The sequence below is a fragment of the Ectopseudomonas toyotomiensis genome, assembly GCF_900115695.1.
Classification (GTDB): Bacteria; Pseudomonadota; Gammaproteobacteria; order Pseudomonadales; family Pseudomonadaceae; genus Aquipseudomonas; species Aquipseudomonas toyotomiensis.
Map to the genome: position 1 here is coordinate 16,777 of NZ_FOXK01000005.1, position 15,188 is coordinate 31,964.

15 protein-coding genes are annotated in these 15,188 nt (G+C 63.6%); 4 read left to right on the forward strand and 11 right to left on the reverse strand.

The window, feature by feature from the left end; genetic code table 11:
• Positions 1 to 28 precede the first annotated feature (28 nt).
• Positions 29 to 1,327: a D-amino acid dehydrogenase gene (dadA, locus tag BM186_RS11070; RefSeq protein WP_074915292.1), complete on the reverse strand. Its 1,299-nt coding sequence runs from the start codon at positions 1,325 to 1,327 to the stop codon at positions 29 to 31.
• Between the two features lie 156 nt (positions 1,328 to 1,483).
• On the opposite strand from dadA, the gene dadR reads away from it, so the two are divergent.
• Positions 1,484 to 1,972 (forward strand): transcriptional regulator DadR, encoded by a 489-nt coding sequence (dadR, locus tag BM186_RS11075; RefSeq protein WP_013713454.1) that lies wholly within the window; start codon positions 1,484 to 1,486, stop codon positions 1,970 to 1,972.
• A 62-nt stretch (positions 1,973 to 2,034) separates the two neighbouring features.
• Here dadR and BM186_RS11080 read toward each other — a convergent pair whose 3' ends face one another.
• From BM186_RS11080 to BM186_RS11095, 4 genes are all read right to left on the reverse strand, one after another.
• Positions 2,035 to 4,548 carry a TonB-dependent siderophore receptor gene (locus BM186_RS11080; protein ID WP_074915294.1) on the reverse strand — a complete coding sequence of 838 codons (2,514 nt, stop codon included), beginning with the start codon at positions 4,546 to 4,548 and terminating at the stop codon, positions 2,035 to 2,037.
• A gap of 146 nt (positions 4,549 to 4,694) precedes the next feature.
• Positions 4,695 to 5,540, reverse strand: a complete 846-nt coding sequence (locus tag BM186_RS11085) for a FecR family protein (protein WP_074915296.1) — start codon at positions 5,538 to 5,540, stop codon at positions 4,695 to 4,697.
• A 1-nt stretch (position 5,541) separates the two neighbouring features.
• Positions 5,542 to 6,078 carry a sigma-70 family RNA polymerase sigma factor gene (locus tag BM186_RS11090; RefSeq protein WP_074915298.1) on the reverse strand — a complete coding sequence of 179 codons (537 nt, stop codon included), beginning with the start codon at positions 6,076 to 6,078 and terminating at the stop codon, positions 5,542 to 5,544.
• Between the two features lie 60 nt (positions 6,079 to 6,138).
• Positions 6,139 to 6,492 (reverse strand): YkgJ family cysteine cluster protein, encoded by a 354-nt coding sequence (locus tag BM186_RS11095; protein WP_074915300.1) that lies wholly within the window; start codon positions 6,490 to 6,492, stop codon positions 6,139 to 6,141.
• A 226-nt stretch (positions 6,493 to 6,718) separates the two neighbouring features.
• Here BM186_RS11095 and BM186_RS11100 point away from each other — a divergent pair, with 226 nt between their 5' ends.
• Positions 6,719 to 8,032 carry an NAD(P)/FAD-dependent oxidoreductase gene (locus tag BM186_RS11100; RefSeq protein ID WP_074915302.1) on the forward strand — a complete coding sequence of 438 codons (1,314 nt, stop codon included), beginning with the start codon at positions 6,719 to 6,721 and terminating at the stop codon, positions 8,030 to 8,032.
• A gap of 65 nt (positions 8,033 to 8,097) precedes the next feature.
• Here BM186_RS11100 and BM186_RS11105 read toward each other — a convergent pair whose 3' ends face one another.
• Entirely contained in the window at positions 8,098 to 8,322 is a 225-nt protein-coding gene (locus BM186_RS11105; RefSeq protein ID WP_074915304.1) for a DUF1127 domain-containing protein, read from the reverse strand.
• A 181-nt stretch (positions 8,323 to 8,503) separates the two neighbouring features.
• Between BM186_RS11105 and BM186_RS11110 the strand changes: the two genes are divergently transcribed.
• A complete protein-coding gene (locus tag BM186_RS11110) occupies positions 8,504 to 9,958 on the forward strand; it encodes an aminotransferase-like domain-containing protein (protein ID WP_074915306.1) in 1,455 nt (484 codons plus the stop codon).
• Positions 9,959 to 9,964: 6 nt separating this feature from the next.
• Here the strand turns inward: BM186_RS11110 and BM186_RS11115 are convergent, their stop codons facing one another.
• From BM186_RS11115 to BM186_RS26635, 3 genes are all read right to left on the reverse strand, one after another.
• Positions 9,965 to 11,113: an MFS transporter gene (locus tag BM186_RS11115; protein ID WP_017678271.1), complete on the reverse strand. Its 1,149-nt coding sequence runs from the start codon at positions 11,111 to 11,113 to the stop codon at positions 9,965 to 9,967.
• A gap of 191 nt (positions 11,114 to 11,304) precedes the next feature.
• Complete coding sequence (locus tag BM186_RS11120) at positions 11,305 to 12,798, reverse strand: aldehyde dehydrogenase (RefSeq protein WP_045733712.1); 1,494 nt, start codon at positions 12,796 to 12,798, stop codon at positions 11,305 to 11,307.
• A 121-nt stretch (positions 12,799 to 12,919) separates the two neighbouring features.
• The gene (locus BM186_RS26635) at positions 12,920 to 13,060 is read right to left on the reverse strand and encodes a hypothetical protein (protein WP_158234273.1); all 141 of its coding nucleotides are present in this window, start codon (positions 13,058 to 13,060) and stop codon (positions 12,920 to 12,922) included.
• On the opposite strand from BM186_RS26635, the gene BM186_RS11125 reads away from it, so the two are divergent.
• Positions 13,053 to 13,412, forward strand: a complete 360-nt coding sequence (locus BM186_RS11125) for a cupin domain-containing protein (RefSeq protein ID WP_074915308.1) — start codon at positions 13,053 to 13,055, stop codon at positions 13,410 to 13,412. The genes BM186_RS26635 and BM186_RS11125 overlap by 8 nt on opposite strands.
• Positions 13,413 to 13,486: 74 nt before the next feature.
• Here BM186_RS11125 and BM186_RS11130 read toward each other — a convergent pair whose 3' ends face one another.
• The gene (locus BM186_RS11130; protein ID WP_074915309.1) at positions 13,487 to 14,656 is read right to left on the reverse strand and encodes an MFS transporter; all 1,170 of its coding nucleotides are present in this window, start codon (positions 14,654 to 14,656) and stop codon (positions 13,487 to 13,489) included.
• Entirely contained in the window at positions 14,653 to 15,180 is a 528-nt protein-coding gene (locus tag BM186_RS11135) for a TetR/AcrR family transcriptional regulator (RefSeq protein WP_074915311.1), read from the reverse strand. Before BM186_RS11135 ends, BM186_RS11130 begins: the two co-directional genes overlap by 4 nt.
• Positions 15,181 to 15,188: the final 8 nt, after the last annotated feature.

Genomic DNA, 15,188 nt, shown 5'->3' on the forward strand with positions numbered 1-15,188 from the left:
TCCTTGGAGTGCGAAAGCGCGAAGGCTATCAGGTGCGCAGCGGCTGCGGTGCAGCTTGCACTTCACGCGCCTTGCGCGAGTAACGCGAGATATCCAGTCCATCGGCGCTGATCTGCGGACGCTTGTTGGCCATCAGATCGGCGAGCAGACGACCGGAACCGCAGGCCATGGTCCAGCCCAGGGTGCCGTGGCCGGTGTTGAGGAACAGGTTATGGAAGGCGGTGCCCCCTACGATCGGCGTGCCGTCAGGCGTGGCCGGACGCAGGCCGGTCCAGAAATCGGCACGTTGCAGATCGCCACCTTGCGGGTAGAGATCGGCGGTGATCATCTCCAGGGTTTCGCGACGACGCGGGTTGAGCGACAGGTCGAAACCGGCGATCTCGGCCATGCCACCGACGCGGATGCGGCCATCGAAGCGGGTGATGGCGACCTTGTAGGTCTCGTCGAGAATGGTCGAGGTCGGCGCCATGTCGGCGTTGACGATAGGCACGGTCAAGGAATAACCCTTGAGCGGATACACCGGTGCACGCACGCCCAGCGGCTTGAGCAATTGCGGGCTGTAGCTGCCGAGGGCGAGCACGTAGCGATCGGCGGTTTCCAGCTTGCCATCGATCCACACGCCATTGATGCGGTCGCCCACGGCATCCAGGCGCTGGATGTTCTGGCCGAAACGGAACTCGACGCCGAGCGCCTTGGCCATGTCCGCCAGCTTGGTGGTGAACATCTGGCAGTCGCCGGTCTGGTCATTGGGCAGGCGCAGGGCACCGGCCAGCTTGTGTTTGACACCAGCCAGGGCCGGCTCGACGCGAGCGATGCCATCGCGGTCGAGCAGCTCGAACGGTACGCCGGAGGCCTCCAGCACGGCGATGTCCTTGGCAGCGGCATCGACCTGGGCCTGGGTACGGAACAGCTGGGTGGTACCGAGCTGGCGGCCTTCGTAGGCGATGCCGGTCTCGGCACGCAGCTCATCGAGGCAATCGCGGCTGTACTCGGACAGGCGCACCATGCGCTCCTTGTTGATCGCATAGCGGCTGGCGGTGCAGTTACGCAGCATCTGCGCCATCCACAGGTACTGGTCGACGTCACCAGTGGCCTTGATCGCCAGCGGCGCGTGCTTCTGCAGCAGCCACTTGATGGCCTTCAGCGGCACGCCCGGGGCGGCCCAGGGCGAAGCGTAGCCCGGAGAAACCTGGCCGGCGTTGGCGAAGCTGGTTTCCAGCGCCGGGCCGTTCTGACGGTCGACCACCACCACCTCGAAGCCCTGACGGGCGAGGTAGTAAGCACTGGCGGTACCAATCACACCGCTGCCGAGAACCAGAACACGCATGTTTTTCTCCCCGCCGCGCCCAAGGCGCGTGCGTTACAGGCCATTGTTGTCGATGGGCGCAGTATAGGAAGAGCCGTGCAGTGCTTTTCACCATATACACAGCTATATTTGGCGAGAATTCTTGGCAAAAAGCCGTTTTGCAGAGGCGGATTCCCCATGAGAACCCAGCATCAAAGCCGTCGTGAACTGGACAAGATCGACCGTAACATCCTGCGCATCCTGCAGGAGGACGGGCGCATCAGCTTCACCGAACTGGGCGAGCGCGTGGGGCTGTCGACCACGCCCTGCACCGAGCGCGTACGCCGTCTGGAGCGCGAAGGCATCATCATGGGCTACCACGCCCGCCTCAATCCGCAACACCTCAAGGCCAACCTGCTGGTGTTCGTCGAGATCAGCCTGGACTACAAATCCGGCGACACCTTCGAGGAGTTTCGCCGCGCCGTGCTCAAGCTGCCGCACGTGCTGGAATGCCACCTGGTCTCCGGCGACTTCGACTATCTGGTGAAGGCACGCATCAACGAGATGGCCAGCTACCGCAAGCTGCTCGGCGACATCCTGCTCAAGCTGCCGCACGTGCGCGAGTCGAAGAGCTATATCGTCATGGAAGAGGTGAAGGAGAGCCTGGCACTGCCGGTGCCGGAATAACCCCCACGCAATGGAAAACGCCCGCTGCACAGCGGGCGTTTGTTTTTCGGCTGGGAACAGGCTTACCAGAAGGTACCACGCAGGGTCAGCATGTAGTTGCGTGGGTCGCCGTAGTAGTTACCGTAGGTCGCGCCGCCAACCGTCTGGTAGTACTTCTTGTCGAGCAGGTTGTTGCCGTTGAGGGTCAGGTTCCAGTGCTCGTCAATGCGGTAGTCGACCATCGCGTTCCAGATGGCATAGCCACCCTGCCTGTATTCGAACGGGACATTGGCCTGCACTACAGCGCCCAGGCTGTCAAAGGTCGACGCGCTACCACTGACGTAGGTGGCGCTCTGGATGTCCACACCGCCACCAACGCGAAAGTCCTCCAACTCACCTGGCAGGCGGTAGGTGGTGAACAGCTTGGCCACATGCTTGGGCGTGACGGTGCTCAGCGCCGAGCCCGTGTCGCGGTTCTTGTTGAGGTTGAGGGTGTAGCTGGCCATCAGCATCCAATCGCGCAGCAGCTCGCCGGAAATCTCCATGTCGATGCCCTTGCTGATGGTTTCACCGCCATTCAGGTAGCAGCAGTTGCCACCGAAGAGCACCTGGGTAGCCGGGTAGTTCGCATCCTGCACGGACTGGTCTTCGCGCTTGGTGTAGTACAGCGCGATGCTGGTGTTGACCGCGCCGCCGAAGAGCTCACCCTTGATCCCCGTCTCGTAGGTCTTGCCGGTCATCGGGTCGAGCGGAGAACCGGCGCTGGCCGGGCCGCTGAGCAGGTTCTGTTGCGGCTTGAAGATCTCGGCGTAGCTGGCGTACGCGGCCCACTCGTCGGTCAGGTCGTAGACGATACCGCCGAAGGGCGTGACCTTGGTCGGCTCATGCATGTCAACGCGCGATTGCTGGGCCCAGACCATCCCGGTGGCGTCGGCGACCTGATAGGTCTGGTCGAACTTGTAGCGCTGCACGCGCGCGCCAAGGATCAGGTGCAGCGGCTCGGCCAACTGCAGGCGCAGGTTCGAATACAGGCCGTACTGCTCCTGGCTGTTGGGGCTGTAGTTACGGCTGAATACTGGCCGAGCGCCTGGATCGTCCCAGGGCGTCGAGTTCGGGTCGAACACGTTGACCGCACCACCGGCGGTAGTGAAGCGGCCGGTACCCAGCCAGCGGCTGTCGATCTCCTGATAGTCCGCACCCACGACCAGCTTATGGTCGAGACCGAACATGCTGAAGTCGCCAGAGAGATTGGCATCCCAAAGGTTCTGCTCGCTCCACTGGGTAACATAGGTGCCATAGCGAGTCACGCCGACGCCAGTGACTGGGTTGACCGAACCCAGGGTGGTGGCGTTATTGGTGTCGATGGTGTCGTAGATGTTGGTGTAGCTGAGATTGAGCTTCCAGTCATCGTTCAGGCGATGATCGAGCTTGGCGAAGTACTCGCGGGAAAAGCCGTCGGCATAGGCCCAGGTGGTGGACAGGCCGGTGTGACGCGGCAGGCCCAGGTCGGCACCATTGCTGTAACGCGGCAGCTGCGAAGCGGTGCCGGTTTCGTGCACCTTGTTGAAGCGCAGACCGGCGGTGAGCATGGTGTCGTCGCTGACATCCGCCTCCAGCACCCCATAAACCAGCGGCTTGTCAGTCGCACGGTTGTCGACGAAGTACTGACGGTCCTGATAAGCCACCACCATACGCCCACGCAGCCTACCGTCGAACCCTAGCGGGCCGGTCACATCCAGCTCGCTGCGGTAGTTGTCCCAGCTGCCGGCCGAGGCGCTGAACTTGAGCTGGTAGGTATCCAGCGGGCGCTTGCGTACCAGATTGATGATGCCGCCGGGGTCGCCGGTGCCACCGAACAGCGCGCTGCTGCCGCGCAGCACCTCCACATGGTCGAACTCGGCCAGGTCGTAGATATTCGACGAGTAGAAACTACCGGCAGTAGTTCCAAGAGCCATTGGCGCAGCACCGTCGAGTTGGATGTTCTGGATGGGAAAGCCGCGCGAGTAGAAATCCTGTATACGGAAGGTGTTGCTCTGCACCGTAATGCCCGGCACCGCCTTCATGGCCTCGTTGATGTCGGTGATCTGGCGATCCTCGATGACCTGGCGAGTGATCACTGATACCGATTGCGGGGTTCCCTTCAGCGACGTGGGACTCTTCGAGCCGACGCTGATAAGGCCAGGCGTGTAGGAGCCCGTGTTTTCGGTGGTTTCGCCCATGCCTTGCCCCTGGATGGTGATCACCCCCAGATCCAGCGCGGCGTCGCTCGCTACCGGGGCAGCAATCACGAAGCTGCCGTCACTGGTTTGCTGCACCGTCAGATTAGAGCCTTTCAGCAGGCGCTCAAGCGCCTGCTGCAAAGTCATCTCGCCCGCCACCGCCGGAGCACTCAGACCCTCGGCGATATCGGTGGCGAACAGAATGCGACTATCAGTCTGCCCAGCCAGCGCATTGAGGGCCTGATCCAACGGCTGTGCCGGCAGGTTTAGCGCATGCGTGGTGTCCTGCGCGTGCAGCGTCGTGGTCAGCACGATGCCGGCGGCCAACAGTGAAAGACGGCTCAGCCGCGAGCGGCGCGATGGTGTTCTAGTGTCCATGAAGCTCCCCGTGACACGATCAGAAATGGCGTTCACAGGGAGTGGCGGATGAGAGGTCACCGATGTTGAGGGTGAATGCAAAAAATTCTCGTTTATTTTTTTCAACGCTCGCCCGACCAGCTCCTACGAGCACCGGTGACTCACGCTCAGAGCCCGCTGATCACCACGCTGCCATCCCCGCCGCGAACCACGAGTACCGGCAGGATGGCCGGCAGCAGTTCAATCAGTTCCTCGATGGCAGCGCTGTCGAACTCGCCGGATACACGCAATTCGCCGAGGCGCGGATCAGCCAGGCGCACCGGCGCCAGACGGTAGCGCTGGATGTCGATGACCACCTCACGCAGCGGCGTGCCGTCGAAACGCAGCTTGCCCTGCTGCCAGGCGGTGACGCGTACCCTGTCGACCACACCACCGGCACCGATCCGCCCACCTGTGGCCAGCACCTGCTGCCCGTTGTAAAGACGCTGCGGCGGCGACTGCGTGCTGGACACCTCGACCTCGCCTTCGAGCACCGCAACCGCCACACCGCGTGCGTCACTGCGTACATTGAACACCGTGCCGATGTCGAGCACGGACACACCCTGGCTGCGCACGATGAAAGGGCTATCGGCGTGTTCGACAGTGAAGGTGGCCTCGCCGGCCAGCAGTTCGATCTGCCGGCTGCGCAGGCGCCGCTCGACGCGCAAGTGAGTGGCACTGTTGAGCAGTACCTGGCTGCCATCGGCCAGCGTCAGGCTGTCACGCTGGCCAACCGCGGTACGCACTTCCTCGCTATGCCAGGCCGGATCGGCCATCCACAGTGCAACAGCCATCAGCAGTACCGACAGCCCGCCACCGAGCGCCTGCTTGCGCCGCCGCTGCCGTGCCGTCTGTGCCTTGCCCTCTGTCAGCAGCGCCTCGCGGGACGGCACCCGATCACGCAGGGCTTGCTCGAACGTCGACAGCGGGTCGGCACCGGTGCCGCGTCGAGGATCATCGGGGCGCTCCAGCATTTCAGTAGCGTCCCGCCAGCGCTCGCCGCGCCGGCTCCCAGTCGCTGGCGATGCTGCGCATGGCGCGGGAGAAATGCTGGGTCACCATGTTGGTGGAAATGCCCAGCTCGTCGGCGATCTCACGCTGCTGCATGCCATGGATGCGATGCAACAGGAATACCTGGCGGGCACGTGCCGGCAAAGCATCGATGATTGCCAGCAGGGCTTCGAGCTGTTGTTCAAAATCCAACGCGACGGCGCCATCGAGTTCGTGTACGTGCCAGTCCGGCACCTCGGCAGTCACTTCGAAGTAGGCGTCGCGGGTGTTATCAGCACGACGGCGGTCGATAGCGCGATTGAACGAGGCGCGACGCAGAAAGGCAAAAGGCAGGCTGACCGGCTGCTGAGGGGGTTTTTCCAGCAATTGCACGCAGACGTCGTGTACCACTTCACGGGCAAATTGAGAGCCCTGGAAACGTCGTCGGACGTACTCCACCAGATCGTCGTAATGCAGCGCGAGCGCGCCAATCAGCTCGACGCTGGGGGAGGACTTGGTCATGGTAAGGGAATACAACTAATTGATAGTGAGTCGCATTATATCCACGCTTCGATAAATCCACTACACCAACCGCTGCCGCGTCGTGGCGATCAGGCGGTGTACCTGACGCTCCACCGCAGGCTCGATCGGCTGCTCCGGTCCACGGCCATGTGGGCAGGGGAGATTGGGTGTGGTGCCGAACAGGCGACAGATCAACGGGCGCTGGTCGTACACCTCGCAACCATTGGGCCCCAAGTGCACGCAGTTGTACTCGGCCAGCGCCGCGTCATGCTCGGCCTCGCTTTTCACCGGCAGGCGCGCCAGCTCTTCGGACGAAGCCGTAACCGGCCCACAACAATCGTGGCAACCGGGTACACAGTCGAAGCGGGGGATCTGGCGGCGCAGGTGATCGATCTTGCGGTCGGTGCAGCTCATGTTCGGGCGCCCTGATACGAAGTTGGCAGTCTACAGCGCCCCAGCAGACCAGGCGTAGCCCGGATGCAATCCGGGAACTGTTGCGAGATTGTGATGCGCAGGACCTTGGCGATCCCGCGATACCTGGTGGGAAATCCCGCTTTTTTCCGCTGGCCTCTTGGCGTCGGACGGATCACGCGCTTATGCTGCGTTGAATTTTCCACACAACAAAATCAGGATTTCGCACATGAACGCCCGCGTTCACCAGCCCGTCCACAGCCCGCAGCATGCCGCTTCCTATTACGCCGCCAGCGTCAATCGCCAGCAGGCCTACCCGCCCCTGAGCGGTGAGTTGCAGGTGGAGGTGTGCATCGTCGGTGGCGGTTTCAGCGGCCTGAACACCGCCATCGAGCTGGCCCAGAAAGGCCTGTCGGTGGCGCTGCTGGAGGCGCGCAAGATCGGCTGGGGCGCCAGCGGGCGCAACGGCGGGCAGCTGATTCGCGGCGTTGGCCATGATGTCGAACAGTTCGAATCGGTGGTCGGCAAGGACGGCGTGCGTCAGTTCAAGCTGATGGGCCTGGAGGCGGTGGAGATCGTGCGCGCACGCGTCGCCCAGTACCAGATCGATTGCGATCTGACCTGGGGCTACTGCGACCTGGCCAACAAGCCGGCGCACATGGAAGGCTTCGCCGAAGACAAGGCCGAGCTGGAAAGCCTCGGCTATCGTCACGAGCTGCGCATGGTGCCGAAGGAGCGCATCCATGAAGTGGTCGGCTCCGACAACTATCACGGCGGCATGATCGACATGGGTTCGGGCCATCTGCACCCGCTCAACCTGGCGCTCGGCGAAGCTGCCGCCGCCCAGTCACTAGGCGTGCAACTGTTCGAAGATTCGCCGGTGAATCGCATCGACTATGGCAACGAAGTGCGCGTGCACACCACCAACGGCCAGGTGCGCGCCAAATACCTGGTGCTGGCTTGCAATGCCTACATCAACGGCCTCAACCCGACCCTGAGCGGCAAGGTGCTACCGGCCGGCAGTTACATTATTGCCACCGAACAGCTCTCCGAAGAGCAGGCGCATCAGCTGATCCCACAGAACATGGCGCTGTGCGACCAGCGCGTGACCGTCGACTACTACCGACTCTCCGCCGACCGCCGCCTGCTGTTCGGCGGTGCCTGTCACTACTCGGGACGTGACCCGGCCGATATCGCCGGCTACATGAAGCCGAAGCTGCTCAAGGTGTTCCCGCAGCTGGGCGACGTGCGCATCGACTACCAATGGGGCGGGATGATCGGTATCGGCGCCAACCGCCTGCCGCAGATCGGCCGACTCAAGGATCAGCCCAACGTGTTCCACGCCCAGGCCTACGCCGGCCACGGCGTCAACGCCACGCACCTGGCCGGCAAGTTGCTCGCCGAGGCCATCGCTGGGCAGGAAAGCCGCGGTTTCGACCTGTTCGCCCAGGTACCGCACATGACCTTCCCCGGCGGCAAGCACCTGCGCTCGCCGTTGCTGGCCATGGGCATGGCCTGGCACCGGCTGAAAGAGCTGCTGTAGGGATTCGCGGCTGAAGCCGCTCCTACGCCAGTCGATGCGACGACCCAACCCGGCATGCATCCGGGCTACAGCTTCCAGAACGGCAGGCTCGCCTCGCGCTCGGTCTGGGCGCGGCTGAGGCCGATATCACGCAGTTGCTGGTCGTTGAGCTTGAGCAGTACGCGGCGGGTATTAAAGCGCCGCCAGAAGGCCGGCCAGTCGCGGCCGAAGTAGCGAACCTCGCCCTTGTGCGTCGCAATACGCGCGGCCTCGCTCACTGTTACGAAATCTGTATTGCTGAACCCGGTCATGGCTCTCTCCCGCTGTCTTCTGTCATGGGAGATCAGAATGCCGTGAGAAGAAAAGTCATGACAGATTCAAAAAACTCTTATTAACTCCATACAGACTTCGTCGAATTTCCCCTGAATGGGAATTTTCGCGCCGATCTGTACTGGTCTCAGTTCACTCACCCGCACAAGCCGGACGACTGTCATGACGCTCTATCTGAACCTGGCCGAGCTGCTCGGCACCCGCATCGAGCAGGGGCTGTACCGCCCCGGCGACCGCCTGCCCTCAGTACGCAGCCTGAGCCAGGAACATGGCGTCAGCCTCAGCACGGTGCAGCAGGCCTACCGCCACCTCGAGGACATGGGCCTGGCCTCGCCACGGCCGAAGTCCGGCTACTTCGTGCCACTGGGACGACAGATGCCCGCACTGCCGCAGATCAGCCGTGCGGCGCAGAGGCCGGTGGAAGTTTCGCAGTGGGATCACGTGCTGGAGCTGATCAGCAGTTCACCGCAGCACGACATGCTGCAGCTCGGCCGCGGCCGCCCGGATATCAGCAGTCCGACGCTCAAACCGCTGCTGCGCAACCTGTCGCGCCAGGCGCGTCGGCAGGACCCGGACGTGCTCACCTATGGCAGCATTCGCGGCGACATTCGCCTGCGCGAACAGATCGCCCGACTGATGCTCGACTCCGGCTGCCAGTTGGAAGCCGAAGACCTGGTGGTCACCACCGGTTGCCACGAGGCACTGTCGGCGGCGGTGCGCGCCATCTGCCAGCCCGGCGATATCGTCGCGGTCGACTCGCCGAGCTTCCACGGCGTGATGCAGGCGCTCAAGGGTTTCGGCATGAAGGCGCTGGAACTGCCCACCGACCCGCTCACCGGGATCAACCTCGACGCCCTGGAAATGGCCCTGGAACAGTGGCCGATCAAGGCCATCCAGCTCACGCCCAACTGCAATAACCCGCTCGGTTACATCATGCCCGACGCCAACAAGCGCGCCCTGGTGGCCCTGGCGCAACGCTTCGACGTGGCCATCATCGAGGACGACGTCTACGCCGACCTCGCCTACAGCTACCCACGCCCACGCAGCATCAAGTCCTTCGATGAGGACGGCCGCGTACTGTTCTGCAGCTCCTTCTCCAAGACCCTGGCACCGGGCCTGCGCGTCGGCTGGATCGCCCCTGGGCGATACCTGGAGCAGGTGGTGCACATGAAATACCTGGGCACCGGCAGCACCGCACAGCTACCGCAGTTGGCCATCGCTGAGTACCTCAAGGACGGGCACTACGAACCGCACCTACGGCGCATGCGCGCGCAGTACCTGCGCAGCCGTGACCTGATGGTGGATTGGGTCAGCCGCTATTTCCCGGCCGGCACCCGGGTCAGCCGTCCGCAGGGCAGCTTCATGCTGTGGGTGGAGATGCCGCAGGGCTTCGACAGCCAGAAGCTCAACCGCGCCCTGCTGCCGCACAAGATCCAGATCGCGCCGGGCAGCATCTTCTCGGCGGCAGGCAAATACCGTAACTGCATCCGCCTCAACTACGCCGAACCGCCGAGCGATGTGATCGAGGCGGCAGTGAAGCAGATCGGTGCGACCATCGCCGAGTTGATCGACGAGGCCGACCTGCAGCACACGCAGGCGCTCGGGCAGTGGCGCTGAGCCGATTCAGGAACGCGCCGCTTCCATCTCGCTGAAGGCCCCGCGCTTGCTCGCCAGGATGATGAACACGAAGGCGCCAGTGGCCATCATCAGCGGCAGCGCATGGCCGCTCAGCCACTGGCTGACGGCGCCTGTAGTGAGTGGCCCGATCAGGCAGCCCAGGCCCCACAGCTGGGCGACATGGGCATTGGCGCGCACCAGTTCGTCGTCGCGGTATCGCTCACCGATCATGATCAGTGACAGAGTGAACAGGCCGCCGGCACTGGCACCGAAGGCCACCAGCACCGGCCAGATCACCGGCGTATGCAACAGCGGCGGAATCGCCAGGCTGGACACCAGCAGCACGATGCCACAACCACGGAACAGCAACTGCCGCGACATGCGGTCAGCCAGCCAACCGATGGGCAGCTGCAGCACCGCATCGCCAACCACCACCACGCTGACCATGAACAGCGCCACCTCCTGGGTGAAGCCCTGGCGCAGACCGTAGATCGGTAGCAGGGTCAGCATCATCGCTTCGAAGGCAGCGAACAACATCACCGCCCAGGCAATCGCTGGCAGCTTGCGACAGAACACCAGCAGACCACGCCCAGAAGCGCTGTGCGCATCCACCTTGGGTGCGCCGGTGCGCCCGAGCAGAACCAGTGAGCCGCCGATCAGCAGGCACACGCCCGTCCAGAAACCGGCATCGGTGGCGGTACCGAGCGCCGTCAGCAGCAACGGGCCACTGAGCTGACTGAGGGCATAACCGGTGCCATACAGCGCCACCAGGCGACCACGCCACTTCTCCACCGCCAGCTGGTTGATCCAGCTTTCGCCGAGGATGAACACCACGGTCAGGGCCACGCCAATGAACAGGCGCAGACCCACCCAGACTGCGTAGTTCTGCACCAGCGCCAGCCCCGCCACCGATATCGCACCCAGCAGCAGACACAGCTGCATCAGCACGGTGGTGCCCAAGCGCGCCGCCAGACGCCCGGCCAGCAACGCACCGAGCAGCACGCCGACGGCCGGAGTCGCCGCCATCACGCCGATGGCGAAGGAGTCGTAGCCCCAGCTTTCCAGGCGCAGCGACACCAGCGGCATGGTCACGCCGAGCGCCAGACCGATACTGATAACCGCCGCACAGACGGCGAAGTAGGTGCCCCAACGCATTGCCGAATTCCTTGGTTAACGAGTGGCTGCAAAGACAACGGCCGGGTTCCTCGGGAACCCGGCCGTAGGTTTCAGGAGCGAGGTAGCCGGCAGTTTCTCTGCGTTCTCGGCCCTCTCCCCAGCCCCTCTGCCATAAATGGGAGAGGGGAACCGATTACCTGGCCGACGAGCGGGAGATCGCCCCGCTATCGTTACAGTTTGATCCAGGTGGACTTCAGCTCGGTGTACTTGTCGAACGCGTGCAGCGACTTGTCGCGGCCGTTGCCGGACTGCTTGAAGCCGCCGAACGGCGCGGTCATGTCGCCTCCATCGTACTGGTTGATCCACACACTGCCGGCACGCAGCGCCTTGCCCACCAAGTGGGCACGCGACAGGTTGCTGGTCCATACTGCCGCGGCCAGGCCGTAGACGGTGTCGTTGGCGATGGCAATGGCTTCGTCCTGATCGTCGAAACCGATCACCGACAGCACCGGGCCGAAGATCTCTTCCTTGGCGATGCGCATGGCGTTGTTCACGCCGTCGAAAATGGTCGGCTCGACGTAGGTACCGCCGGTCTCTTCCATCACCCGCTTGCCGCCGGCCACCAGCTTGGCGCCGTCGTCATGGCCGGCCTGGATGTAGCTCAGCACATTGTTCATCTGCGTGGTGTCGACCAGCGCGCCGACGTTGGTCGCCGGGTCCAGCGGGTTGCCCGGCTTCCAGGCCTTGATCGCCTCGACCACCATGGGCACGAAGGTGTCCTTGATGGCGTTCTCCACCAGCAGGCGCGAACCGGCGGTGCAGACTTCGCCCTGGTTGAAGGCGATGGCGCTGGCAGCCGCTTCGGCAGCGGCCTGCAGGTCCGGCGCGTCAGCGAAGACGATGTTCGGGCTCTTGCCGCCTGCTTCCAGCCAGACGCGCTTCATGTTCGATTCACCGGCGTAGATCATCAGCTGCTTGGCGATCTTGGTCGAACCGGTGAACACCAGGGTGTCGACGTCCATGTGCAGAGCAAGGGCCTTGCCGACGGTGTGGCCAAAGCCTGGCAGCACGTTGAACACGCCCGCCGGAATGCCGGCCTCGATGGCCAGCTGGGCGATGCGGATACCGGTCAGCGGCGACTTCTCGGACGGTTTGAGGATGATCGAGTTACCAGTGGACAGCGCCGGGCCAAGCTTCCAGCAGGTCATCAGCAGCGGGAAGTTCCACGGCACGATGGCGGCGACCACACCGACCGGCTCGCGGGTGACCAGGCCCAGCTCGTCATGGGCGGTGGCGGCGACTTCGTCGTAGATCTTGTCGATGGCCTCGCCGCTCCAGCGGATGGCGTTGGCGGCGCTGCCGACGTCAATACTCAGCGAGTCGCTGATCGGTTTGCCCATGTCCAGAGTTTCCAACAGCGCCAGCTCCTGGCCATGCTCTTCGATCAGCTCGGCGAAGCGGATCATCACCTTCTTGCGCTTGGCCGGGGCCATGCGCGACCACACACCGGATTCGAAGGTGGCGCGGGCATCCTTGACCGCCACGTCAGCGTCAGCCTGGTCACAGCTGGCCACCATGCCGAGCAGACGGCCGTCGACCGGGCTGATGCATTCGAAGGTAGCACCAGACTCGGCGGCGCGGTACTCACCGTGTACGAACGCACGGGTTTCGATGGTCAGGGTCTTGGCACGCTGTTCCCAGTCGGCACGAGTCAGGCTAGTCATTCCGGCATCCTCTCAATGGGTGGAAGCGGCGCCCGCGAGGGCGCGCACTGTCAATAATTCTGCAAGGCCAGATCGCTGGCCAAATCCTGTCCGACACACTAAACCAGAGGGCTGTGGCTTTTCAATATTTTTGACACAGGCTGGCAAAAGCCCTTGTCATGTTCGTTTTTTTAAACATAGACTGCTGCCACGACTTTTCCGCGAAGGCCTTGCTGGTCGCGCGGTTGCCGCCACCGAAACCACGGAACAGCCAGATGAACATCGAACAGATCGTCGACTTCGCCCAGGCCGGCACGGCCGCCGAACACTATCGCCCAGCGCCGGAAAAAGTGCTCAAGGGCGACCCGGAGCAAAGCGTGCGCAACCACTACAGCAGCCCGTGCGGCCAGTTCAGCACCGGCATCTGGGAAGGCGCCGTGGGTCAGTGGACGGTGAGCTACACCGAGCACGAGTACTGCGAGATTCTCCAGGGCGTGTCCGTGCTGCGTGACGCCGACGGCAATACCAAAACCGTACGCGCTGGCGACCGTTTCGTGATACCTGCCGGTTTTTCCGGCACCTGGGAAGTACTCGAAGCCTGCCGCAAGGTCTACGTGATCTTCGAAGCCAAGTAAGCACTTGACTGGGAAGTGCCTGGCAGGTTCCCGCCACCCCGAATCCTGTTGTTGCTTGTCACCCTTTGGCCCGTCTAGTACGGGCCTTTTTCTGGGCAACCGACGGGGCTCGAACGCATCGTGTCACCGACGTTCGAGCGCATCACTCCGGCAGCCAATGCCAGCAACGCGAACAGACCCACAGCGTGGTCCATGCTCAGCCAGCTCATCAGCAGACCGAAAATCGGCGCCCCCAGCGTCTGACCGATGGCGATGCCGAGAAAGGCGACGGTGAGCCCGGTCGCGGGCCGCTCGGGAAGCGCCGCTACACCCCAGACCAGATAGATGCCACTCAGGGTAATGTAGGCCGCTCCGAACAACGCGCCGCCCAGCAGCGCCAATGCCGGCATGCTGCCCATGCCGACCAGGGCTATGGCTGCCGCCAGAGCGCCAAGACACAGACGATTCGCCCAGTCCACACCCAGCCGAGCGATCAGGCTGCCGGCACCCGCGCCGGCGATGCCGGCAGCACCAATCACCACCCAGAGCAACCCGGAACCAGCGCTACCCCACCCCAGGCGCTGGGCGACGATCTGACTACCGAACGACCACAACGCCGTGCTTGCCGCTCCCATCAGCAACGAAGCGACGACGAGGCGCTTCAGCGTCACGCTGAACAGCGGCCCGGCCTTGTCAGCCCGCACTCGCGAACCCGTGGCACTCGGCACGCAGAAGCTCGCAAACAACGCCAGGGCCAGTGCCGAGCAGGCGAACACGGCGTAGGCCAGGCGCCATTCAGCGCCTAGCAACAGCGCGACAGGGCCGGAGAGAATCACTCCGCCACTGGTACCGGCATTGATCAGGGTGTTGCTGGTGTCCTGCCGCCGCGGCTCTATTACCGCCGCCACTGCTGCAGCCATGGGCGGGGACGCCAGCCCCGTGCTCATCCCCGCCAACAATACTGCAGCAGCGAGCCACGCAGCTGAAGGCGCCAGGGCGATACCCAGCATGCCCAGGGCGGCAACCAGCGCAGCGCACACCGCGACCGCCCGAGCACCGATGCGCTCAGTCAGTTGCGCGGCGACGACAATGGCCAGACAGTAGCCAAGAAAGGAGCCGCCGGCGATCAGGCCACCGACAGCATCCGGCAATACGAGGTCAGCTTCGATCTGCGGCAGGAACAGGCCGAAAGCGAAGCGGGCGAAACCGTAGCACACCGCGATCAGGCCGAAGCCCGTGGCACCTAGATGCAATGCGCGGCTCACGCCCGCGCTCGCTCGACAAGTAATGTCGCGGCCCGGCCCGCCGTGGCCACCGCCGCAAGGCCGCGGTAGCTGGCAGCCGCCGTCGCACCCTCGAAGAGAATGACCACCTGTTCGATCAGTTCCTCGTCAGGATCGGCGCCCAACTGCCGAACGAGAATCCGCCTGACCGTCTCGCTGAAACGTGCCTTGTAGGCCGTCAGGGCATCGGTGACTTCCGTCACCGCGCTGCCAATCTCGCCCTGGGCACGCAGGAACAGGCAACCGCGCGTACCCTCCTCGCTCATCCAGCATGCAAGTGCATCGAACAGCGCCTCGACGCTGTCCAACTCCAGTCGCTGCAGGAAGCGCTGCCCGCGTGTCATCAACACGGCGGCAATCAGTTCGTTCTTGCTGCCCGCGTGCTTGTACAGCGTACGGCTGGACATCCCGGCGGCCTGAGCCAGGCGGTCCATGCCGGTTGCATTGAAGCCCTGGCGGTCGAACAGCCCTTCGGCCACGGAAATGAGTTTGGCGTTTACATTCATAAAGCCAA

Bases quoted from the DNA above. Each gene is read 5' to 3' on its own strand.
- dadA (WP_074915292.1), bottom strand. From the start codon at position 1,327: ATGCGTGTTCTGGTTCTCGGCAGCGGTGTGATTGGTACCGCCAGTGCT.
- dadR (WP_013713454.1), top strand. From the start codon at position 1,484: ATGAGAACCCAGCATCAAAGCCGTCGTGAACTGGACAAGATCGACCGT.
- BM186_RS11080 (WP_074915294.1), bottom strand. From the start codon at position 4,548: ATGGACACTAGAACACCATCGCGCCGCTCGCGGCTGAGCCGTCTTTCA.
- BM186_RS11085 (WP_074915296.1), bottom strand. From the start codon at position 5,540: ATGCTGGAGCGCCCCGATGATCCTCGACGCGGCACCGGTGCCGACCCG.
- BM186_RS11090 (WP_074915298.1), bottom strand. From the start codon at position 6,078: ATGACCAAGTCCTCCCCCAGCGTCGAGCTGATTGGCGCGCTCGCGCTG.
- BM186_RS11095 (WP_074915300.1), bottom strand. From the start codon at position 6,492: ATGAGCTGCACCGACCGCAAGATCGATCACCTGCGCCGCCAGATCCCC.
- BM186_RS11100 (WP_074915302.1), top strand. From the start codon at position 6,719: ATGAACGCCCGCGTTCACCAGCCCGTCCACAGCCCGCAGCATGCCGCT.
- BM186_RS11105 (WP_074915304.1), bottom strand. From the start codon at position 8,322: ATGACCGGGTTCAGCAATACAGATTTCGTAACAGTGAGCGAGGCCGCG.
- BM186_RS11110 (WP_074915306.1), top strand. From the start codon at position 8,504: ATGACGCTCTATCTGAACCTGGCCGAGCTGCTCGGCACCCGCATCGAG.
- BM186_RS11115 (WP_017678271.1), bottom strand. From the start codon at position 11,113: ATGCGTTGGGGCACCTACTTCGCCGTCTGTGCGGCGGTTATCAGTATC.
- BM186_RS11120 (WP_045733712.1), bottom strand. From the start codon at position 12,798: ATGACTAGCCTGACTCGTGCCGACTGGGAACAGCGTGCCAAGACCCTG.
- BM186_RS11125 (WP_074915308.1), top strand. From the start codon at position 13,053: ATGAACATCGAACAGATCGTCGACTTCGCCCAGGCCGGCACGGCCGCC.
- BM186_RS26635 (WP_158234273.1), bottom strand. From the start codon at position 13,060: ATGTTCATCTGGCTGTTCCGTGGTTTCGGTGGCGGCAACCGCGCGACC.
- BM186_RS11135 (WP_074915311.1), bottom strand. From the start codon at position 15,180: ATGAATGTAAACGCCAAACTCATTTCCGTGGCCGAAGGGCTGTTCGAC.